The organism is Pseudomonas sp. AC463 (genome assembly GCF_979253585.1).
Genome location: NZ_CEEDDZ010000009.1, coordinates 23179 through 45124, shown reverse-complemented (window position 1 = coordinate 45124; position 21946 = coordinate 23179). Strand labels below are relative to the sequence as shown.

Here is a 21946-nt window from a genome sequence, read left to right as displayed (position 1 = left end):
AGAAGCTGGATGTGGCGGCATAATAACAAACATCCTTGGTAGCGAAAGCGCCAGCTGACTTGAGGTTACACACTCCCGTGAATGTTGATTTGCACTGCCACAGCACGGCCTCCGACGGCGCCCTGGCGCCCGCGGTACTGGTTGCGCGTGCGTTTGAAAAAGGCGTGCGAGTCCTGGCGTTGACCGACCACGACACCCTCGAAGGCCTCGACGAAGCCCGCGAAGCCGCGCAGGCGCTGGGTATGCAACTGGTCAACGGGGTGGAATTGTCCTGCACCTGGGGCGGCGCCACCATTCATGTGCTCGGTTATGGTTTCGATCAAACCGCCGCGCCGCTGGTGGCGGCCATTGCGCAATTGCACGATGGGCGCTGGCTGCGGTCCGAAGAAATAAGCCGAAAACTCAGCCTCAAAGGCATGCCGAATGCCCTTGAAGGCGCCCGTGCCATCCAGCAGGAGCTGGGCGACAGCGGCAACGCACCGGCCCGGCCGCACTTTGCCGACTGGATGGTGCGTGAAGGTTTTGTTAAAGACCGTGCTGAGGCCTTTCGCAAATGGCTGGGCGCCGGCAAGTTGGGCGATGTGAAGCAACACTGGCCGACCCTGGAAGACACCGTCGAGACCCTGCGGGCCTCCGGGGCATGGGTCAGCCTGGCGCATCCCTGGCATTACGATTTCACCCGCAGCAAGCGTCGCAAGCTGATCAGCGACTATATTGGAGCGGGCGGCCACGCAATCGAAGTGGTCAACGGGCATCAACCCGCCGATCAGGTGGGCAGCCTGGCGATTCTTGCCCGCGAATTTGGTCTGCTGGTCAGTGCCGGCAGTGACTTTCATGGCCCAGGCGGCTGGTCCGAGATCGGCGAGTACCGTGCGGTCCCGGAAGATTTGCCGCTCTTGTGGGGGCGATTCAAGCATGACCCCATTATTGCCACCGTCTGAACAGGTAGAACACGTGAGTCAATTCTTCCAGATTCATCCGGAAAACCCCCAGGCGCGCCTGATCAAACAGGCCGTGGAGATCATTCGCGCCGGTGGCGTGGTGATCTACCCCACCGATTCGTCCTACGCCATTGGTTGCCAGATCGGCGACAAGGGTGCGGTCGAACGTGTAAGACGCCTGCGTCAGCTGGATGACAAGCATAACTTCGCCCTCATCTGCAGCGACTTGTCCCAGCTCGGGCTGTTCGCCAAGGTCGACACTGGCACCTTCCGCCTGCTCAAGGCCCACACGCCGGGGCCCTACACCTTTATTCTCAATGCCACGCGTGAGGTGCCGCGCCTGTTGCTGCACCCCAAGAAACGCACCATCGGCCTGCGCGTGCCCGAGCACCCGATTGCGCTGGCGTTGCTCGAAGAGCTGGGTGAGCCCCTGATGAGCGTGTCGCTGATCATGCCGGGTGAAACCGAGCCGTTGTACGACCCTTACGAAATGCGGCGCCTGCTGGAAAAGCATGTCGACCTGATCATCGACGGCGGCTACGGCGGCAACAAGGCCTCCACCGTGATCAACCTGGCCGACGGCGAGCCGGAAGTGGTGCGTGTGGGCTGCGGCGATCCGACCCCGTTCATGGTCGAGGCCTGAATGTCGGCCGTGGAAACCGTCGACCCCCAGGCGGGCGCCCAGCAGGAATTGCCGTTTGCCATGGTGTATGGCCAGGCGGTGATGGAAATGCCGCTGGACCTGTACATCCCGCCCGACGCCCTGGAAGTCTTCCTGGAAGCCTTCGAAGGCCCGCTGGACTTGCTGCTGTACCTGATCCGCAAGCAGAACATCAACATCCTCGACATCCCGGTGGCGGAAATCACTCGCCAGTACATGGGCTATGTCGAGTTGATGCAGTCGGTGCGCCTGGAGCTGGCCGCCGAGTACCTGGTGATGGCCGCTATGCTAGCCGAGATCAAGTCACGCATGCTCTTGCCACGCGCGGAGACCATCGAGGCCGAAGAGGACGACCCGCGCGCCGAACTGATCCGCCGCCTGCAGGAGTACGAACGCTTCAAGGCTGCCGCCGAAGGCATCGACGGCTTGAGCCGTGTAGGCCGCGACGTGGTGGTGCCCAAGCTGGATGCCCCCGAGGCACGGGCGCGCAAGCTGTTGCCGGATGTGAGCCTGGAAGAATTGCTGATGTCCATGGCCGAAGTGCTGCGCCGTGGCGATATGTTTGAACACCACCAGGTCAGCCGCGAGGCGCTGTCGACCCGCGAGCGTATGAGCGACGTGCTCGAGCGCCTCAAGGGCGGCGGGTTTGTGCCGTTTGTCGAGCTGTTCACCGCAGAGGAAGGGCGGCTGGGGGTGGTGGTGACCTTTATGGCGATCCTTGAACTGGTCAAGGAGTCCCTGGTCGAGCTGGTCCAGAATGAGCCTTTTGCGGCTATCCACGTGCGGGCGCGAGCCGAATAAAGAGCTGAATCGATGAATCTGACTGAACCCCGCGAACTGGCGCCGCTACTGGAAGCCTTTCTCCTGGCCTCGGGTAAACCGCAATCCCTGGAACGCCTGTTCGAGCTGTTTGAAGAAGCCGAGCGCCCCGAGCCGCCGGTGTTCAAGAAGGCGCTGGAGATTTTGCGCAAGTCCTGCGACGGCCGCGCCTTTGAGCTGCGCGAAGTGGCGTCGGGTTATCGCCTGCAGATTCGTGAGAAGTTTTCCCCGTGGGTCGGCCGTTTGTGGGAAGAGCGCCCGCAGCGTTATTCACGGGCGATGCTGGAAACCATGGCGCTGATCGCCTATCGCCAGCCGATCACCCGGGGCGAAATCGAGGACGTGCGGGGTGTGGCGGTCAACAGCCATATCGTCAAGACGTTGCTGGAGCGCGAGTGGATCCGCATCGTTGGTTACCGCGACGTGCCGGGCAAACCGGCGATGTTTGCCACGACCAAGGTGTTTCTCGACCACTTCAACCTGAAGAATCTCGACGACCTGCCGCCACTGGCAGAGCTGCGCGAGATGGAAGCCGAGCCGGTGCTGGACTTCGATGACGCACCGGTGCCTGCGAGCTTGCAGGAGCTGGCCGATGCCACGGCAGAGCCGGAAGAACCGAAGGATGAAACCAGTTTCCATACCTTGTTGTTGGAACTGGATGACATGGAGCAGGGCATCAAGACTGACTTTGATGATTTGTTGCGTGATGGTGTGGCTGAGCCAGAGCCAGAGCCAGAGCCAGAGCCAGAGCCAGAGCCAGAGCCAGAGCCCGAGCCTGATCCTGAGGAAGATATTCTCGGTGTGGCCGAAGCCCGGGAAAAACTCCTGGCCGCCGTCGCCGCCCTCGAACAACCGCCGCTGAGCGATGAAGAAGACGAAGCCCGCGCATTGGCCGAAGCCATCGAGGCCGAACGCCGCGAATTCGAAGACTGATGAGGTCAATGTGGGAGGGGGAAAGCCCCCTCCCACATTTGATCTCCTACATTTTTGATCTCCATTGTCTGGGAGAATGTATGAGTTCTACCAAAGACCCCTGCATCAGCATCTGCAAATTCAACGACGATATCTGCGTCGGCTGCGGTCGCAGCAAGCGCGAAATCCGTGCCTGGAAGAAACTCGACAAGGCCGACAAACGCACCGTACTGGCCGAAGCCGAGTTACGGTTGCTGGCTCTGGGCGCCACCGGTCGGCGGAAAAGCAAATGACTTGGGCCTTATCGACTAGTCTCTGATGCGCAATGCGCGTCATGCGCGTATGATTCGCGACCCCTTGGCGACGTATTCGCCCAAGGCCCCGCTTTCAACACTCTTCAGGCCACGCCTGAATCGACCCACCGGGAGGTGCTTACGATGATTGACCAAGACCAGAAAGACCAGGAAATCGGCCCTGCAGGCGAAAAGCTGCAGAAAGTGCTGGCGCGTATCGGCGTGGGCTCGCGCCGCGACGTCGAAGCCTGGATCACCCAGAAGCGCATCAAGGTAAACGGCGTCGAGGCTACCCTCGGCCAGCGTGTCGACCTGCACGATGCAATCACCATTGATGGCAAGGTCATCAAGCGTGAAGAGGCCGCCGAATCGGTGCGCCGCGTGATCATGTACAACAAGCCCGATGGCGAGATCTGCACCCGTGACGACCCGGAAGGCCGTCCGACCGTGTTCGACAAGATGCCCAAGCCCAAAGAAGGCCGCTGGATCAACATCGGACGTCTTGACATCAACACCACCGGCTTGCTGATGTTCACCACCGACGGTGAACTGGCCAACCGCCTGATGCACCCGTCCTACGAAATGGACCGTGAATACGCCGTGCGCGTACGCGGTGAAGTCGATGACGAGATGATCGAGCGCTTGAAAGCGGGCGTCGTCCTCGAAGACGGCCCGGCCAAGTTTACCGACATCAAGCAGGCTCCCGGCGGCGAAGGTTTCAACCACTGGTACCACTGCGTGGTGATGGAAGGCCGTAACCGTGAAGTCCGCCGCCTGTGGGAATCCCAGGGCCTGGTGGTCAGCCGCCTGAAGCGCGTGCGCTTTGGCCCGGTGTTCCTCAACTCCGACCTGCCGATGGGCCGCTGGCGCGAAATGAGCCAGTACGAAGTCGACATCCTCAGCGCCGAAGTCGGCCTGACGCCGGTGGCCATGCCGCAAATGAACGCCAAGAGCAAAGACAAGCTTGAGCGTATGCAGCGTAAGTCGTCGCGCCCTGTGGCCCGTACCGAGCGCGTTGCCCGCACTTTGCGCCCGGCGTTGAATGCACCTGCAACCGGCGGTCGTATCTCCCGCGAGCCGCACATCGAAGGCGAGCGCCGCCCAACCGCGCCATCGCGCCAGGAAGGCGAGCGTGCACCACGCACTCCGCGCCCTGCGCCGGCCGGTGGTCGCAGCAACCGGGGTGAAGCGGATCGCCCGGCCGACAACGCCAGCACCAAGCGTCCAGCCAAGCCGGCGGCGAACAAGCGCCCCGGCCCGAAACTGGTCGCGGACGAGCCGTCGGGCAAGCGCCGTGGCGCTCCGGCGGGTTCGGGTCAGCGTCCGGGGTTTGGTCGCAAGAAGCCGCAGTGATGTAAGTGCTGCATAAAAAAACGCCAACCCTCGGGTTGGCGTTTTTTTTGGATCTGAAGTTGAAATGCATTCAAGTGTGGGAGGGGGCTTGCCCCCTCCCGCAGTTGATCTCCATTGTTCCGGAAAACTGTACTCAGAACGCGAATCTGCCATCAAACACCGGCTTGTCATCCAGGGCCAACACCCCACTGGCAAAGATCAGATCCAGGTGATGGCTGCCTTTCTGCCCGCCGCCCAAGCCCAAGTGCAAGCCACAGTGGCGCTCCTCAAACCCGGCATTACGCGCATACAAATCCTTGACGCCTTCATTGGTGCCAATCCCCAACTCCTCCACACGGCGGTTGGATGGGTTGGCATTCAGGTATTTGTTGAAGTCATCCGCCAGCCCCGGTACGTCGCTGGCCACGCTGCAGATCGTTGAATTCTCTATCCACAGCTCCAGCGGCGATTGCAGCACGCCATATTTGCGCGCGAACGGGATGGTGCTGAGAAAGGTCCCGACAAACCGCACCTGGCCATTGATCGCCTCGCTGTGGGTGGCGATTTCGCCGGGCGCCAGGTCGTGGTTGCCGACTCCGTTGATATTGGTCCACTTCTTGATGCTGCTCAGGGGCGCTTGCAGGCGTGAGCCGTGCTTGTCGGTAAAGCTCAGCACGCTGGCCTGGCTCATGCGCCGGATCAGTGTGGCGTTGAGGTCGGCGATGCGCTGCGGTTCGACGCTGAAGGTGTCGTAGAAGTAGTCGCCGTAATCCTTGAACAACAGGGATTTCCTCCAGTGCTCGGCCATCACGCCGTGCAGGGCGCGGATAAAGTCCGGGCCGTCTGCGCGTGGGTTGGGCAGGGTGGAGGAATCATAGAGAAACAGATACAGGTCGCAGGTCTCTATGGCTTGGGCCAGCGTCTCGCTGGCAGCCAGGTCGAGGCGCTGCCTCTGGATGTTGAAACGGGCGGCGCTGGCATGGGTAATCGCCTGGGCGATGGCGTCGTAGCGTTCGGTATGGCCCAGCAGCACGGTGGGGCAGCTCAGGCCTTGAAGGGCCGGGTGATGCGCAAGGTAGTAAAGAAAGTGTTCGACGGCGCGGGCCTTGTCCATGACGTAATTCCTTGTGTGCCTTGGGAAAGGAAGCAGGTGCCGTGCACAGCACCCGCCCAATGCCTGCCGGGGGTTAGAAAGGCCACATCGCGGTGCCAAACGGCACCACGGCATCAGCTTGCATCATTTCAACGGCGGCCTCATGGGTCGGCGCTTCAAACCAATCGTCGAGTTGCAGTTCGGTTTCCAGGTCGTTTTCCAGTGCTTGCATGGTGTATCTCCTAGAGGACGTTGTTTGAGAACGGCTTGCCAGCGGGCTTCGCCGGGCAAGTGGGATGAACCTAGGAGAGAGTGTTTCAGAATGCAAAAAATTTATTGACACGGTTTCATTTGGATTTTTTGTTCTGAATTTCTCATGGGGTTTTTTATCGAGAAAAAACAATGCGCTGGCGAAGGTGTTTTGTAGGATTTGTCTCGATGACATTTTTCCGTGTGTTGGCAGCTGTAACGCACATTTTCCACGCTGTAACGATTAATTTACGTAAAAGTCGCCAAATTGCTGGGAGTCGTCAGGCTGTAAGGAATAGCTGCCAGATCGTCGCATGCACCATTGGCGGTCATCCCCAAGCTTGCGAGCGGTGTACAATGCGCCGCGTTTTACTGTGACCCCCTTGCGTAACCACGCAAAAGGCCAAGACCCAGGGTTTACCCACCCTGATCACTCCGCCCGGCCACGAGCCAGGCGGGTTCGATTTCGTCACAGATAAAAACAAACAGGTGACGCATGACCGTTAGAAAGACGCTGTACTCCTGGTGCCTGCGCTGGGGTTTGAGCGGCGCTGCTTGAGTCGGTAATTCAAGGCAGCAACCTGCATTCAACATCCTCAAACCTTGCGTGAGACCCTTTTCATGAGTGAACCCCATTCCTCTTCAGGCGAGCTGAAACGCGGCCTGAAAAACCGGCATATCCAGTTGATCGCCCTCGGTGGCGCCATCGGCACCGGCTTGTTCCTGGGCTCGGCCGGCGTGCTCAAGTCCGCCGGCCCGTCGATGATCCTGGGCTATGCGATCTGCGGCTTTATCGCCTTCATGATCATGCGCCAGCTCGGCGAAATGATCGTCGAAGAACCCGTCGCCGGCTCCTTCAGCCATTTTGCCCACAAGTACTGGGGCGGTTTCGCCGGCTTCCTGTCGGGTTGGAACTGCTGGATCCTGTACATCCTGGTGGGCATGTCGGAGCTGACGGCCGTCGGCAAATATGTGCACTACTGGTGGCCGGAGATCCCGACCTGGGTGTCGGCGGCGGCGTTCTTCGTGCTGATCAACCTGATCAACCTGGCCAACGTCAAAGTCTTTGGTGAGGCCGAGTTCTGGTTTGCCATCATCAAGGTGGTGGCGATTGTCGGCATGATCGCCCTGGGCAGCTATTTGCTGGTCAGCGGCAGCGGCGGCCCGCAGGCCTCGGTGAGCAACCTGTGGGAACACGGCGGCTTCTTCCCCCATGGCGTCGGCGGGTTGGTGATGGCCATGGCGATCATCATGTTCTCCTTCGGCGGCCTGGAAATGCTCGGTTTTACCGCCGCCGAAGCTGACCAGCCACGCACCGTGATCCCCAAGGCGATCAACCAGGTGATCTACCGCATCCTGATTTTCTACATCGGCGCACTGGTGGTGCTGTTGTCGCTCACGCCATGGGACAGCCTGCTGGCGACCCTCAACGCGTCCGGCGATGCCTACAGCGGGAGCCCGTTCGTGCAAGTGTTCTCGATGCTGGGCAGCAACACCGCCGCGCACATCCTCAACTTCGTGGTGCTGACCGCCGCGCTGTCGGTGTACAACAGCGGCACCTACTGCAACAGCCGCATGCTGCTGGGCATGGCCGAGCAGGGCGATGCGCCCAAGGCGTTGGCGAAGATCGACAAGCGGGGCGTGCCGGTGCGGTCGATCCTCGCCTCGGCGGCGGTGACCCTGGTGGCGGTGTTGATGAACTACTTCATCCCGCAACATGCGCTGGAACTGCTGATGTCCCTGGTGGTGGCCACGTTGGTAATCAACTGGGCGATGATCAGCTACTCCCACTTCAAGTTCCGCCAACACATGAACCGCACCGGCCAGGTGCCGCTGTTCAAGGCGTTGTGGTACCCGTATGGCAACTACATCTGCCTGGCGTTTGTGGTGTTTATCCTGGTGATCATGTTGATGATCCCGGGGATCCAGATGTCGGTGTACGCGATCCCTGTGTGGGTGGCGTTTATGGCGGTGTGTTATTGGGTGAAGAACAAGCGCAGTGCGCAAGCGACGCTGACTGCGGCAAGTGCGTTGAAGTAAACCTTCTGGCGTAAACAGGAAACCCGGCGCCATGCCGGGTTTTTTGTGGCCGTCGACGGGTTAGACTTGCGCCTTGTTTCAACGTACCCGTTACCTAAGGTTTTTGATTGATGCTGGTAATTTCCAACAACGTGCACTTGCCCGATGCCGAGATCGAGCTGACCGCCATTCGCGCCCAGGGCGCCGGTGGGCAGAACGTCAACAAGGTGTCGAGTGCGGTGCACCTGCGGTTTGATATTCCGGCATCGTCGCTGCCGGAGTTTTACAAGGAACGGCTGCTGGCGCTGCGCGACAGCCGCATCACCAGCGAAGGTGTGTTGATTCTCAAGGCCCAGCAATACCGGACCCAGGAGCAGAACCGTGCCGATGCGCTGGAGCGCCTGGTGGAGTTGATCCTCAGTGCCACCAAGGTCGAGAAGAAACGCCGCCCGACCAAACCCACCCTGGGTTCAAAGAAACGTCGCCTGGAATCCAAGACCAAGCGCGGCAGCATCAAGGCTGGGCGCGGCAAGGTCGACTTCTAGTTGTCGCGCGCTTCGCGGGCCTTGGGCGCTTGCCGGTACAGGTAAACACTCAGCAACAAACCACCGAGGGCGGCGAGGGCGGCGAACAGGAAGATCGACGCAAAGCCGAAACCTGCCGCGACGGCCCCTGCCAACGGCCCGGTGATGCCCAGCGACAGGTCGATAAACAGCGAATAGGCGCCCACCGCCGAACCTCGGCTGGAGGCCGGCACCAGGTTGACCGCCTCCACACCCAGCGCCGGAAACACCAGGGAAAAGCCAAACCCGCTCAACGCCGCGCCGGCCAGGGCCAGGTTGGCGTCCGGTGCCAGCCACAGCAGCAGCAGGCCAAGAATCTCCACCGACAAACAGGCAATCGCCACGCGAAAGCCGCCAATGCGGTTGATCAAATTGCCGAACAACAGCCGCGCGCCAATAAAGCTGGCGCCGAACAGGCTCAGGGCCCACACCGCGTTGTCCCAGTGTTGGGTGGTGTAATACAGGGTGATAAAGGTGGCGATGGTGCCAAAGCCAATCGAGCCCAGCGCCAGCGCGCAACCGTGTGGCAACACCCGGCCCAGCACGTTCATGAAGGGCAGGCGCACGCCAGCCACAATCGGCGCGGCGACTTTGTTCCAGGCCAGCAACAGGCCCACGATGGCCAGCAGGATAATGCTGACACCCATGCTCCACAGCCCGAACTGCTTCACCAGCACCACGCCCAACGGTGCACCGACCGCCAGCGCGCCATAGCTGGCGATGCCGTTCCAGGAAATGACCTTGGCGGTATTCGCCGCGCCCACCCGGCCGATGCCCCAGCCGATGGCGCCCGAACCCACCAGGCTTTCCGCGCTGCCGAGCACCAGGCGGCCGATCAGCAGGCTCACCAGGCTCACGGCCGGCAGGCTGGAAAACCACGCCGCCAGCAGCATGAACACACCGCTGAGGCCACAGCCCGCCAGGCCGATCAGCACGGCGCGCTTGCTGCCCAGGTTGTCGATGATTTTGCCGGCATACGGGCGGCTCAGCAGGGTGGCCAGGTATTGCACGCTGATTACCAGCCCGGCGATCACCGCGCCGTAGCCCAGCTCACTGTGGACATAGCCCGGCAACACGGCCAGGGGAATGCCGATATTCAGGTAGCCGATAAAGGTAAACAGCACGATGGAAACAACTTGCAGCGTGACCGCCATGGGGCGCTGGGTATCTGGCATGGGAGGGGTCCACTGTCGCAGCAGGTAAAGATAGGCTGCTAATGATACCGGGGCTTTGGCCGGTGCAGGGCGCTAAAACGCAAAAACCTCAATCAGGCTTGGGAGGGTGTGAGCAATTGGGTGGTGACCAGGGCGGCCAGCGCGTTTTCCTGGGTGCCGAAGCGCTTGAGCAGCAGGGCTTGCTTGTCCGCACTGAGGCGGTTCCAGACCTCGACCATCTGCAAGGCAGCATCGAGTACGGCGGTGTCGGGGTTGTGGGGGAGGGTGTCGGTCATGGCGGGTACCTCGGGTGATTCAGGCAGTGTGGAAAGCGCTCTAAAGCTGCGCTTTCCACACGGTCTGGTACGGCGTCAGTCCTGGCGTTTGCTGTCGACTGGTTTTGCTTGTTTGGCCTCAGGCTGCTTGGTGCCGGCCTGCTGCGGGGTTGGCTGCTGTGTAGGGTGCAGGCTTGGGAAGGGGAGATTAGGTATCTCGTGCATCGTCGTCGCTCCTCGCAAGGTCTGTTTTTTCAATCGCAGTGTGATTGCGCGCTCTCAAAAAGCCTTGGCAGGATACAGCACTGAAAATGACAAAAAGAATTTTATGTCGACGAATGCAGGAATTTTCATTTTTTACACAAGTGACAAGAGGTCACACCTCAAAATGGCACCTTGCCCAGGATCATGTCGCGGTACATCACAAAGTCACCCAGCAAGCTGTAGAACGGGTGCTGAAAGGTCGCCGGCCGGTTCTTTTCGAAGAAGAAGTGCCCGATCCAGGCAAAGCTGTAACCGGCAATCGGCACGGCCAGCAGCAAGCCCAATGAGCCTCTGCCGATGGCGTACGCCAGAATGCCGATCACCAGCGTGGTGCCGATAAAATGCAGGCGGCGGCAGGTGCTGTTGGCGTGTTCCGCCAGGTAGAAAGGGTAGAACTCGGCGAAGCTGTTGAATCGCTTGATATTTTCCACGACGACCGGCCCTTTGCTTGTTGTGCCGCCCAACAGATGTTCGGCGGGGAGCTTATTTGAGTCTAGAGTGATCAGTGGTAACAGCCAGTGACAATAGATGCCACTTTAGTATCCTTGGCTTCCTGGCTGCCGTTTGAGCCTGCTTTATTAAGAAGACGCCATGAGCGAACGAACAACTTCTGCAAGCTGGGCAATGGGTATCGTCAAGGCATTGGAAATGGACGGCCTGGATTGCCGCGCCCTGTTCAAGCAGCTTGGCCTGGACTACGCGGCGTTGAACGACCCCGACGCACGCTTCCCGCAGGATTCCATGACCCGGCTGTGGCAGCGGGCGGTGGAGTTGTCGGGCAACCCGGCGATTGGCCTGAACATGGGCAAGGTGGTGCGCCCGGCGTCGTTTCATGTGGCCGGTTATGCGCTGATGTCCAGCAACACCCTGGCCGAAGGCTTCATGCGGCTGGTGCGCTACCAGCGCATCATTGCCGAAAGCGCCGACCTGAGTTTTCGCCTGTTACCCGAAGGCTATGCGCTGATTCTGACGGTGCATGGCGACTATCTCCCACCCACCCGGCAAAGCGCCGAGGCCTCCCTGGCCAGCGCCTTGGCGCTGTGCGGCTGGCTGACCGGGCGCACTCTGCACCCGCGCAAAGTGTTGTTGCAAGGTGAGCAGCCGACAGACCTGGCGCCCTACAAACAAGCCTTCCATGCGCCCCTGGAATTCAATGCGCCCTATGACGCGCTGATTTTCGAACGCGCCGACATGGACGCGCCGTTGCCCACCGCCAACGAGGCCATGGCGCTGCTGCATGATCGGTTTGCCGGCGAATACCTGGCGCGGTTTTCTGAAAGCCGAGTGACCCACAAGGCGCGCCAAGTGTTGTGCCGCCTGTTGCCCCAGGGCGAGCCCAAGCGCGAAGTGGTGGCCCAGACCCTGCACCTGTCTCAGCGCACCTTGCAGCGGCGTTTGCAGGAGGAGGGCACCAGTTTCCAGACCCTTCTGGACGACACCCGCCGCGAGCTGGCCGAGCAATACCTGGCCCAGCCGAGCATGACCCTGCTGGAGATTGCCTACCTGTTGGGGTTTGCCGACCCGAGCAATTTCTTCCGCGCGTTTCGCCGCTGGTTCGATGCCACGCCCGGCGAATACCGGGCGCGGCTGCTCGAAGCCTCGGCGGTCAGTGACGCCAAAACGCCGGAATGCACAGAACAAAGACTGTAATGATCTCCAGCCGGCCCAGCAGCATGCCCAGCGACAGAATCCACTTGGCGGCGTCTGGCAACGTGGAGAAGTTGCCCGCCGGGCCGATGGTTTCGCCCAGGCCCGGGCCGACGCCGGACACGGTGCTGGCAGCGCCGGTCAGCGCGGTCATCCAGTCCAGGCCCAGCAGCGACAGGGCCAGGGCGATCGCGCAGATGGTGATCGCAAAGAAAAACGAGAAGGTCAGGATCGACCGCACGATCTCTTCGTCGAGGCGGTGGCCGTTGTACTTCTGCTTGATCACCGCGCGCGGGTGAATCAGCTGGTTCAAGTTGGCCTTGAGCAGGATATAGGCGACCTGGAAGCGGAAGATCTTGATCCCGCCGGCCGTCGACCCCGAGCAGCCGCCGATAAAGCCCAGGTAGAAAAACAGCATCAGTGAGAAGTTGCCCCACAGGCTGTAGTCCCCCAGCGCAAAACCGGTGGTGGTGACCACCGACGTCACGTTCAACGCCACATGGCGCAAGGCGTCCAGCCAGTGCAGGTTGGTGGTCCACCAGTACCAGGTGCCGAGCACCAGCCAGGTCACCAGCAGCAAACCGAGCAGGCCCTGCACCTGCTGATCCCGCAGCAAGGCCCGGCGGTTGCCGCGCAAGGTCGCCACATACAGGGTGAACGGCAGGCTGCCGAGGATCATCACCACCACCGCCACCCAGTGCACCGCCGGTTGTTTCCAGTGGGCCAGGGATTCATCGGAGGTGGAGAACCCGCCGGTGGAAATCGCCGACATCGCATGGTTGATCGCATCGAACAGGCCCATGCCGGCCCACCAGAACGCCAGGCTGCCGAGGATGGTGATGCCCACATAGGCAGCCACGATCAGCCGCGCCACCATGTGCGAGCGCGGCATGACCTTCTCCGAGCGGTCCGAGGATTCGGTCTGGAACAGGCGCATGCCACCAATGCGCAGCAGCGGCAGGATCGCCACCGCCATGCCGATAAAGCCGATGCCACCGAGCCAGTGCAGCAGCGAGCGCCACATCAGAATGCCCGGCGACATGGTGTCCAGCCCGCTCAACACCGTGGAGCCGGTGGCGGTGATGCCGGACATGCTTTCAAAAAACGAGTCGGTGTAGCTGATGTGCTGGGTCAGCAAAAACGGCAGCGCGGCGAACACGCACACCACCACCCAACTGGTGACGGTCAGCAGGTACATGTCGCGCGGGCGCAGATGCACGTGCTCGGGGCGGCCGGGAATCACCAGGGCCAGGCCGGCGATAAAGGTGATCAGGCTGGCCCACAGGAACGACGGCAAATCGCTGGTGCGTTCGAAGATCACCAGGGTGGCCATGGGCACGACCATGGCGATCGCGAGGGTGATCAGGAAGATGCCGATGATGAAACCGATTATGCGTAGGGTCGGCAACGCCATGAAGTTCGCTCGAGATAGGGCAGAGGCGCCATTCTACCCGGGGTGTGGGGCATGTAAACCGGTGTGGCGTGTGCCTGCGGATTCTGGCGGTGTGTGCCCACATATGTATAAAGCACGCGCAGTCGTTCGGTTCTTCAGCATGGGGCTTCTGACTTGTTCTAGAGAACCACCATGCCGTTTGAATATATAACCGATACGCCGCTGATCCGGCGTCTGGTCGCCCATGACCGCCCCTCACAAATAGCCCTGACCCAGAAACTGTGGAGGCTCAATCTCCAGGTCATGGAATTGCTGGCCCAGCAGCCCGGGTTCGAGGCCTTTGTACAGGCCCAGTTCGATCAGCATTTCAGCGCGCTGACGCCTCGGCTACCGGTTCGCAAGAGCTACGTTCAGTCCCGCGAACGGCTGCCGGCAACCACGGCTGAGATGCCCTTGCCGCCGACGCTGCTGGACGCCGTGGTGCAGCGCATCGTGGCCGGCGAGGCGGCGACCTACGCCAGCCGCGACACCTTGTTCTTGCGCGCGCCCGACCAAGGCGGCGATCCGCAGCCCGTGCCCGCGCTGACCGCCCAGGCGTTCGATGGGTTTGTCGATCGCCTGGCCACGCACCTGTCCTCGCACTATGAGGCCTTTTTGCACGCGTATTGGCAGCAGCCGCCGCAGCGGTTGAACGGTGCGCGCACCCGCAGGCAGGCGCTGGTTGATACACGCATCAAACAACTGCACGCCGAAGTGGCCTTGCTCAGGAACGACGAAGTGCTCACGGCTGCGGGTGAAGCGCTGTTCAAGAAAGTCTCGCGCTATCCCAGTGCACCGTCACGCCGGGCCTTCGAGAGCTATAAACCCTGTGTCTATGGCCTGGCGCTCAAAGGCGCGGCACTGTACGGGGCGTTTATCTTGACCGCCCGCGATCCCGAGGACGCGCAGGTGCGCTTTGTGGCCGAGGTGCCTGCCGAACCCCAGGTGCGCCCGGTTGACGCGACCACCCACCTGGGGGTCGTGCTGCTGTTCACCCCCGAAGGCGGCCTGGAGGAGTTCGACGCCCTGGCCAGCCTTGACCGGGAACTGCACCGCCGCTTGAACCATCCCGTGGAGTTCACCCGCCTCCTGGCGTTGATGGCAGACAAACACCAGCCACAGGGGCTGGCCCTGCACCGAGAAGGCCGGTCGAGCGAACAGTTCAGCTACCTGGAGTGGCTGGACTCGCCGTTCAGCCACTCCATTGAAGACCAATGCGCCAAGCTGCAAGAGGATTTCATCGCGACCGTCGCCCGCTACCAGGCGCTGCCCGTGCAGGCGGACCGTTCGGGGTTGCCCCACAGTCTGGATCGGGTCACCGACCTGGAGCGGGTGTTCGATGCCAGCTCTATCCTGTCGGCACGTTTCAGAAAACGTGGGCAGGCTCAGCTCAAGGTCTTTCTTGAGAACGCCAGCAACACCGACCGACTGGCCTGGCAAGCGGCGATCCGAACGTACTGCGACGAACTGGCAAATCTGAGCGAGTGCGAGGGGCTGCCGTCCTTCGCTCAGTTCAGTGATAGAAGCGTGTTGCTTGCCTACAGTCATGAGCAACTGCGCGTGCTGCTTGAGACGCAATTTGGCTTGCACGCCGATCCGGACACCATCGTGATCCACACAAAAGAGCCGCGTGTGCCGACCGCGCCGTTCGTGCCGGGCGCTCCCGGGCCTGGCATTCGTGAGTCGGGTGCACCGCTCTACCATCAGCGCAAACGCAGCCTGACCGAGCTGGCCCTTGAAAATGTCGGAGGGCTGGACCTCAACTTCACCCACTTCTCGCGGCTGACCGACCCCGCAGGGGCGCCCTATACGGCCCTGAACGCTGGGCAGGTAAAAGACCTGGTGCGTACCGCCAATGTCGGTAACAGCTATGAAACTCTGTTGAAGGATCGCTTGGTCACCTCGGCCGATGCACTGGCCCTGCGGAGTAACTTCAGCCGCTACCTGGCACAGCAAGTGCGGCTGGATGCGCTTGAAGCGAAAATCGCCGGGGACTTTCAACCGGACCGGGCGCACCGGGGGTTCAATTGGGTGCGGGTAGTGCTCGACCAGCCTGAGGACACCGACCAGCGTGAGACCGTCGAAGGGCACCGGATTCTGGTGCAAGGCCTGAAGCTGCGAGGGGAGCGGGTGCGCGGTGTATGGCTGTTTCGCACGGCGTCTGCAGGCGTCCAGTCGACCGTGGTGTACGCGCCGCAAGCGCCTGGGGGGCGGGTGTTTCATGAGTTTTCCGGTGATCAACTGTTCAGTGGTTTCATTTTCAACAGTTCCTGGCGCGACTACCTGGTGGGCCGCGTAGAGCTGGCGCAGCAAAAACGCATCCGCTCGATTTTGCATGGGCGTGGCGCCTACACCATGGCGCAGATGCCCAGGATCGCCGATAACCTTTTCGAGGAGGCCTATGAGGTGGAGGCCAACTTCGCGATCAACAATGCGGCGGCCCAGTCCACTACCACCGGCGAAACGGACATCGAAACCGCCACCACGCTGGCTACTGTCGCCCTGGATATTGCGACCCTGGTGCTGCCGGTGTGGGTCATGCTTCCCATTGGCCTGGCCAGGAGCCTGTTCTCGGTATTTTCCGCCGTCGACGCCGCCAGCCTGGGGGACCGCGACGAAGCGGCGCATTATCTGGTACGCGCCTTGGGTGAGTTCACCGGTGCGCTGGTCGATGGTGTGATTGGCGTTCACGCCGGTGCGCCGCGCCCTGGCCTGCCGTTCCGTGGGTTGAACCCGCAGATGGGCCTGAAAAAAATGCCCGACGGGCTGCTGGAGTTGCCTGGCTGGAAGGGCAAGGGCATTTATTACAAACCTTCCGGCACCGGTGGGCCTCGCCAGTATTTTCTGAACGAAAGGAACCACTGGTTCTCGATCCTCGATGATGGCGGCGAGCAGGCCTGGCGCATCCGCGACGTGCGTAAACCGCATCGCTATCACCATGACCCGATCCGCCAGGACCCGCAAGGGCGTTGGGAGGTCGGCTCCCATCCCGGCAGGGGGTTGAGGGGTGGCGTGTCACCCAACGACGAGTTGATGACGCTCTATCCTTTTCTTGACGAGAGCCAGGCAAGACGGGTGTTCGATTCGTTCAACTTTCCACGCGGGCGCGAACTGGAATTCGAGTTGAGCCTGGTTCACGCCCTGAGGGCGGACGTGCCGCTTGATGGGTTCCATCCCTACCTGATGGTGTTGCCCGAACGTTTGTTGGCGCGTATCCGTGGCGGCGACTTACCCGGCCAGGCCCTGCTACCGATTGACCCGGCGCCCGGCCCCCACCAGGCCGCACGCGTGCGGGCGCCGCTGGAGCGATTCGCCGATTGGGGGCAAACCATTGATCCCGCCCAACTGCGGCTCCAGCACGCCGATCAGGGCCTTTATCAGCGCATCGCCGGGCCGGCAGAGCTGATCGGCAGCGAATACATCCTTATCGATCAGCAGTATTTTCCGGTCCTGGCTTCGGGTGTGCGTTCGCGTCCCGATCCCAATGTGGTGTTCATGCGCGACGCCTCTCAGTCGCTCGCCACCTATGAGCAATTCGAGCTGATGCTCAGGCGGGACCTGTTTGACCAGCCGCGCAGGGCGACCTTCGCCGGGGGGGATGCGCGCTGGGTCAATAGCGTCGAGATGCCGTTCCAAAAGCCTCTGTCTTCCTCGATTGCCGAAGCTTTCCCCATGGTGACGGCGGCCAGCGTGGTCGACATCGCGCGGGCGCTGTTCAATCGAGCTAACCCGAACGGGCTCACTGCCCGGGGCATTGATGTGATGCAGCAGACCTTGCGGCAGTGGCGCCAGGCGTCGGCACCGGGCCTGGATAGCCTGGGCGAGCCGCTGACGTTGCTGCGCACGCCGCCGAGTGCGATCGGTGGCGGCTGGTGGCTGGACAACGGGCCAGGGCAGTTCACGCAAATGACCTATCGCACAGAGCGCATCTGGCTGCCGTTGCAGCATGCGGTAGATTCCGGCAGCAGGGCATCGCTCAAGACCCTGATGAGCACGGTATTGACCCGTGATGGCTATGAAGTCATCGCCAGCTATGCCATGCCGAGCGAATTGCTGTTCCGGCGGCCGGCAGGTGAGGCGTTGTACTGGCTGCAGTTGCAGAGAGCCAGCGGCAGTGTGGTCAGGCGAAGCGAGGCCCATGCACCCAGTGCGTTACTCATGGATGCCCCATTGCGTGCCCAGGTGGGCGCGGCGCGGGCGAGCAATAACTTGGTCCCGTTGGTAGGGGGCATTAACCGCACGCTTGCGGGGGGCACCCCGAGCATCTTCATCATCCGTGTGTGAAAAAGACGGACAGACAGGCAAAAAAATGCCCCGACCAGGCGGGGCATTTTCACGCATGGCGCTACGGATCAGAACTCGTGATCAGCGTTATCCGGGTTCAGGTCGCTGATACCCAGTTTGCCGGCAGCCGCTTCGATCGAACCGGTCTGCTTGACCAGCGAGGCGATGGCGTCACGCACGATCTGGTTGCCCGCATCGTTACCGGCGGCGATCAGCTGGTCGTAGTGCTCACCCTTGTTGGCGTGGTCAACCATGACCTGGATCTTCGCTTCGGTCGCAGCCAGGTCGGCTTTCAACGCGGTGTCGGCAGCCGGGTCGGCCTTGGCCACCAGGGACGACAGGCTGGCGCCGGTCATTTTGGTGCCGTCGACGCGGGTGTATTCGCCCAGGTAGACGTTACGGATGCCCTTGGCGTCGTAGAAGTGCGAGTTGTGGGTGTTGTCGCTGAAGCAGTCCTGCTCGTCTTCCGGCGAGTTGGCTTCCAGGGACACCTTCATGCGCTCACCGGCCAGCTCGCCGAGGGACAGGCTGCCCATGCCGAACAACATTTTGCGCAGGCCGTCGGTGGCAGGTTCTGCCTCCAGGGTGGCGCGGTAGTTGTCTTCGACGTTGGGTTTCCAGTTGCCGACCATTTCCTGCAGGTCGCTGACCAGCAGCTGGGTCACGGCGCTCAGGTAGGCGCGGCGACGCTCGTTGTGGCCGCCAGTGGCGCCGTCGCCGGTCAGGTAGTCCGACGCAGGGCGGTTGCCGGCGCCTGGGCCGGTACCGTTCAGGTCCTGGCCCCAGAGCAGGAATTCGATGGCGTGGTAGCCGGTGGCGACGTTGGCCTCGGAACCGCCCAGCTCATTGAGGCTGGCGAGTTTTTCCGGGGTGATGTCTTTGACGTCGACCTTGTCTTCGCCGACCTGGACTTCGGTGTTGGCGATGATGTTGGCGGTTGCGCCCGGGTTACCCAAGGCGTGTTCGTAGGACTTGTCGACGTAGTCGATCAGGCCTTCGTCCAGCGGCCATGCGTTCACCTGGCCTTCCCAGTCATCAATGATGGTGTTGCCGAAGCGGAACACTTCACTTTGCAGGTACGGCACGCGCGCGGCGATCCAGGCGGTACGGGCGGCTTTCAGGGTGTCGTCGTTCGGCTTGGCGAGGAAGGCGTCGATGGCGGTTTGCAGGGTTTTTGCGGTGGTTTCGGCATCGCTGTAGACCGCGAACACCATGTCTGCGTAATGCGCGACCACGGCCTTGGCGGCTGTTTCGTCGACCTGGCCGGCAGGGGTGGCAGCCGCTGGTGCGGTAGTGCTGGCGGCCGGGGTCGGCGCCTGGGGCGCTGCGGCCTTGTCTTTACCTTCGCCGCAACCGGCGAGAGAAATGGCAATGGCCAGCAGACTGGCGGTGGCCAGGGGCATACGAATCATGGCGAACATCCTGCTTCGGTTGTTGATAGGGCGCGCGGGGGAGCGCAAAAACTGCGACATAATGCGAAAGATTTGCATTTTGTGTAAAGGTTTAAACGAGGGAAATATTTAGTATTGTTTCGCCCGATCACAGAATCGCGGCGTTATTGCGCTCGGCCTGCTTCAAAAAGGCCGCCAGCTCCCGCGCCGGCAGGGGTTTGCTGTAGTGATAGCCCTGGCCTTCATGGCAGCCCTCGGAAATGATGTAGGCCTCTTGTTCCGGGGTTTCCACGCCTTCGGCAATCACCTGCATGCCCAGGCTTTTGCCCAGTTGGATGATGGCGCGCACGATGGTCGCGTCGTCGTCATCGTCGAGCAGGTCCTGGACGAAGCTCTTGTCGATCTTGATCTTGTCCAGCGGCAGGCTTTTCAGGTAGCTCAGGGATGAATAGCCGGTGCCGAAGTCATCAATGGCGATCAACGCCCCGGAACGGCGCAGGCTCAGCAAATGTTGGGCGGCGGTGCTGATGTCTTCCATCAGGCCGGTTTCGGTGACTTCCAGCTCCAGGCTGCGCGGCGGCAGGCGGTAGATCTGCATCAGGTTGTTGACCACCCGTGGCAACTCGGTGTGGTGCAACTGCACGGTGGACAGGTTGACCGCCATGCGCAGGTCGCTGAAGCCCAGGTCGTGCCATTCGCGCAACTGGCGGCAGGCCTGGTCCAGCACCCATTCGCCAATCGGAATAATGGTGCCGTTCTGCTCCGCCAAGGGGATGAACAGGTCCGGCGGCACCAGGCCGTGCTCCGGGTGCTGCCAGCGGAGCAATGCTTCCACGCCGACCACGCGATGGTCGCGGTAGCTGATCTGCGGCTGGTACACCAGGTGAAATTGGTTGCGGCTGAGGGCCTCGCGCAGGTCTTTTTCCAGTTCGCGGCGGCGGCGCATCTCGCTGTCGACGCTGGCGATATAGAACTGATAGCGGTTGCGCGAGCGGCTCTTGGCCAGGGTCATGGTCTGTTCGGCTTTTTGCAGCAGCTTCTCGGTGCTGTCGCCGTCTTCCGGGAACAGGGTGATGCCGATGGTGGCGCGCAGGCGGATTTCCTCATGGTCGAGGGCGAATTCCGCTTCCAGGTCATCGAGGATGCTTTGCGCCAGCTCGGCCGCTTCGTAGGGCTGGTCAATATCGGCTTGCACCAGCGCGAACTGGTCGCCACCCAAACGGGCCAGGGCGCCGAGACGGCCACTGTGGGCGCGCAGACGGTCGGCCAGGGCCAGCAGCAATTTGTCGCCGGCCTGGTAGGTGAATTGCTCGTTGACGCTTTTGAAGTCATCCAGCCCGACGCACAACACCGCCACGCGCCGTTGCCGGCGGCCGGCGTCGATCAGGATCTTGTCCAGTTGCTCCTGCAGTTTCTGGCGGTTGGGCAGGCCGGTCAGGAAGTCGTACTGGGCCATGCGCAGCAGGCTGCTTTCGGCTTCGTGGCGCAGGTGTGTATTGCGCTCGATGGATTCGAGCAACTGGTTGGCGGTGTTGATCCACAGCCCCAGCTCGTTGCGTTCATGACCCTTGAGCTGCGGGATCTTGTGTTCGCTGGGCCGGTCGGGGTTGATCGAGGTCAGGTGCTCGATGATTCGCGACAGCGGCTTGGTCAGCAGCCAGTGATAGACCAGGTACAGCACCAGGCCCATGGCCAGCGCGCGTAACACCCCGGAAATGAAGATGATCACCGAGTTGACGATAAACCCCTGGCCATAGGTGGCCGTGTCGAGGGTGATGCTCAGGTCGCCGTAGTACTCGCTGTAGGGGCCTTTGCCGACCAGGGGCGTGGTGAAGGTGCGTTCCTGGCCAAGAATCAGGTCGGTCAGCCAACGGCTGGGGGCTTGCTGCAAGGCGCGGCTTTTTTCCGCGAGCATGGTTTCGTTGGGATGGCCGATGGAGGCCATGCGCACGGCATCGTCCTGGAACAGCCCCTCGATGACTTGCATGCCCATCTCGCGGTCTAGGCTGTAGACAGCCTGGGTCGAGGGGTCGCGAAACATGTCGAGGATGCGCTGGGCATCACCGGCCACGGCCTGGCGCGTCTTGTAGGCATCGAAGACGATTTGCGCCACGCTCAGCGCAACACCCACGATCAATGCCGACAGCAGCACAACCCGGAGCAACTTCACCGACAAGCTGTTCTTGAGTTCCAGCTTCAAAGGGTCATTCCTTGTTCCATGCGGGTAGCCTCAATATGCCATGAGTATTGGCAATCTGGTGATGGCAGTCAAAGGAACATTAGGGCATCGGCCGGGTTGGCCAGGAACTTTAGGGCGGGAGAGGTGGCGAGGCGGATAGGTATCCGCCTGCCTGAGACAAATCCTCGTGCGCTGCGGATGCGCCGGGGACTGGCTTGGTCTTTACGACGAAATATTGATGTTCATATTGTTGTTGGTCGAATCATGGCTGGCGAAGTCCACGCGATTTTTGTTGTGCATTTCTTCGCTGGCGATCTTTTTTTGATCACCCTCGCCATTTTTGTTATCCATTTGCTTGCTGGCCATTTTGACGAGCTCGGTGGCGAGTTGCATCGCGCCCTGGATTATTGGGGCTATTGCGCCAATTGTCATAGTAGT

The 21946-nt window shown here is 61.4% G+C and carries 19 protein-coding genes; 10 read left to right on the top strand and 9 right to left on the bottom strand.

Going from position 1 to position 21946, the window contains the following annotated elements; all coding sequences use genetic code 11:
* Positions 1–77: 77 nt before the first annotated feature.
* The 6 genes from AC0IYH_RS13040 (at position 78) to rluB (ending at position 4979) form a co-directional block, all read left to right on the top strand.
* Positions 78–941, top strand: a complete 864-nt coding sequence (locus AC0IYH_RS13040) for a PHP domain-containing protein (protein WP_116628634.1) — start codon at positions 78–80, stop codon at positions 939–941.
* Positions 942–954: 13 nt separating this feature from the next.
* The gene (locus AC0IYH_RS13035) at positions 955–1584 is read left to right on the top strand and encodes an L-threonylcarbamoyladenylate synthase (RefSeq protein ID WP_101272708.1); all 630 of its coding nucleotides are present in this window, start codon (positions 955–957) and stop codon (positions 1582–1584) included.
* A gap of 120 nt (positions 1585–1704) precedes the next feature.
* Entirely contained in the window at positions 1705–2403 is a 699-nt protein-coding gene (locus AC0IYH_RS13030; RefSeq protein WP_177411970.1) for a segregation and condensation protein A, read from the top strand.
* Positions 2404–2415: 12 nt separating this feature from the next.
* Positions 2416–3354 carry an SMC-Scp complex subunit ScpB gene (scpB, locus tag AC0IYH_RS13025; protein ID WP_471834673.1) on the top strand — a complete coding sequence of 313 codons (939 nt, stop codon included), beginning with the start codon at positions 2416–2418 and terminating at the stop codon, positions 3352–3354.
* Between the two features lie 80 nt (positions 3355–3434).
* On the top strand, positions 3435–3626 hold the full coding sequence (locus AC0IYH_RS13020) for a DUF1289 domain-containing protein (RefSeq protein WP_044267786.1): 192 nt from the start codon (positions 3435–3437) through the stop codon (positions 3624–3626).
* A gap of 144 nt (positions 3627–3770) precedes the next feature.
* The gene (gene rluB / locus AC0IYH_RS13015) at positions 3771–4979 is read left to right on the top strand and encodes a 23S rRNA pseudouridine(2605) synthase RluB (RefSeq protein ID WP_122772528.1); all 1209 of its coding nucleotides are present in this window, start codon (positions 3771–3773) and stop codon (positions 4977–4979) included.
* 133 nt (positions 4980–5112) lie between these two features.
* Here rluB and AC0IYH_RS13010 read toward each other — a convergent pair whose 3' ends face one another.
* Together AC0IYH_RS13010 and AC0IYH_RS13005 are read right to left on the bottom strand one after the other, a co-directional pair.
* Entirely contained in the window at positions 5113–6072 is a 960-nt protein-coding gene (locus tag AC0IYH_RS13010; protein WP_116628630.1) for a CgnE/CgnB domain-containing protein, read from the bottom strand.
* A gap of 73 nt (positions 6073–6145) precedes the next feature.
* Positions 6146–6283, bottom strand: coding sequence for a hypothetical protein (locus AC0IYH_RS13005; RefSeq protein WP_003175756.1), 138 nt, complete (start codon positions 6281–6283; stop codon positions 6146–6148).
* Between the two features lie 638 nt (positions 6284–6921).
* Here AC0IYH_RS13005 and AC0IYH_RS13000 point away from each other — a divergent pair.
* Both AC0IYH_RS13000 and arfB read left to right on the top strand, forming a co-directional pair.
* Positions 6922–8340, top strand: coding sequence for an amino acid permease (locus AC0IYH_RS13000; protein WP_122772527.1), 1419 nt, complete (start codon positions 6922–6924; stop codon positions 8338–8340).
* A 110-nt stretch (positions 8341–8450) separates the two neighbouring features.
* Positions 8451–8864 carry an alternative ribosome rescue aminoacyl-tRNA hydrolase ArfB gene (gene arfB, locus AC0IYH_RS12995; protein ID WP_065908949.1) on the top strand — a complete coding sequence of 138 codons (414 nt, stop codon included), beginning with the start codon at positions 8451–8453 and terminating at the stop codon, positions 8862–8864.
* On the opposite strand, the gene AC0IYH_RS12990 is transcribed toward arfB, so the two are convergent.
* The 3 genes from AC0IYH_RS12990 to AC0IYH_RS12980 form a co-directional block, all read right to left on the bottom strand.
* On the bottom strand, positions 8861–10057 hold the full coding sequence (locus AC0IYH_RS12990) for an MFS transporter (protein ID WP_471834669.1): 1197 nt from the start codon (positions 10055–10057) through the stop codon (positions 8861–8863). The two genes, arfB and AC0IYH_RS12990, sit on opposite strands and share 4 nt — an antisense overlap.
* Before the next feature lie 92 nt (positions 10058–10149).
* The gene (locus tag AC0IYH_RS12985; protein ID WP_116628627.1) at positions 10150–10332 is read right to left on the bottom strand and encodes a hypothetical protein; all 183 of its coding nucleotides are present in this window, start codon (positions 10330–10332) and stop codon (positions 10150–10152) included.
* A gap of 362 nt (positions 10333–10694) precedes the next feature.
* Positions 10695–11006, bottom strand: coding sequence for a DUF962 domain-containing protein (locus AC0IYH_RS12980; protein ID WP_116628626.1), 312 nt, complete (start codon positions 11004–11006; stop codon positions 10695–10697).
* Positions 11007–11166: 160 nt separating this feature from the next.
* Between AC0IYH_RS12980 and AC0IYH_RS12975 the strand changes: the two genes are divergently transcribed.
* Complete coding sequence (locus tag AC0IYH_RS12975) at positions 11167–12225, top strand: AraC family transcriptional regulator (RefSeq protein WP_116628625.1); 1059 nt, start codon at positions 11167–11169, stop codon at positions 12223–12225.
* On the opposite strand, the gene AC0IYH_RS12970 is transcribed toward AC0IYH_RS12975, so the two are convergent.
* On the bottom strand, positions 12182–13636 hold the full coding sequence (locus tag AC0IYH_RS12970) for a TrkH family potassium uptake protein (RefSeq protein WP_122772525.1): 1455 nt from the start codon (positions 13634–13636) through the stop codon (positions 12182–12184). The two genes, AC0IYH_RS12975 and AC0IYH_RS12970, sit on opposite strands and share 44 nt — an antisense overlap.
* A gap of 171 nt (positions 13637–13807) precedes the next feature.
* Here AC0IYH_RS12970 and AC0IYH_RS12965 point away from each other — a divergent pair, with 171 nt between their 5' ends.
* A complete protein-coding gene (locus AC0IYH_RS12965; protein WP_471834666.1) occupies positions 13808–17938 on the top strand; it encodes a dermonecrotic toxin domain-containing protein in 4131 nt (1376 codons plus the stop codon).
* 68 nt (positions 17939–18006) lie between these two features.
* Here AC0IYH_RS12965 and AC0IYH_RS12960 read toward each other — a convergent pair whose 3' ends face one another.
* The 3 genes from AC0IYH_RS12960 to AC0IYH_RS12950 form a co-directional block, all read right to left on the bottom strand.
* On the bottom strand, positions 18007–19350 hold the full coding sequence (locus AC0IYH_RS12960; protein ID WP_471834665.1) for an imelysin family protein: 1344 nt from the start codon (positions 19348–19350) through the stop codon (positions 18007–18009).
* Between the two features lie 127 nt (positions 19351–19477).
* Entirely contained in the window at positions 19478–21529 is a 2052-nt protein-coding gene (locus tag AC0IYH_RS12955; protein ID WP_122772522.1) for a bifunctional diguanylate cyclase/phosphodiesterase, read from the bottom strand.
* 201 nt (positions 21530–21730) lie between these two features.
* Positions 21731–21940 (bottom strand): hypothetical protein, encoded by a 210-nt coding sequence (locus AC0IYH_RS12950; protein ID WP_163821306.1) that lies wholly within the window; start codon positions 21938–21940, stop codon positions 21731–21733.
* Positions 21941–21946 lie beyond the last annotated feature (6 nt).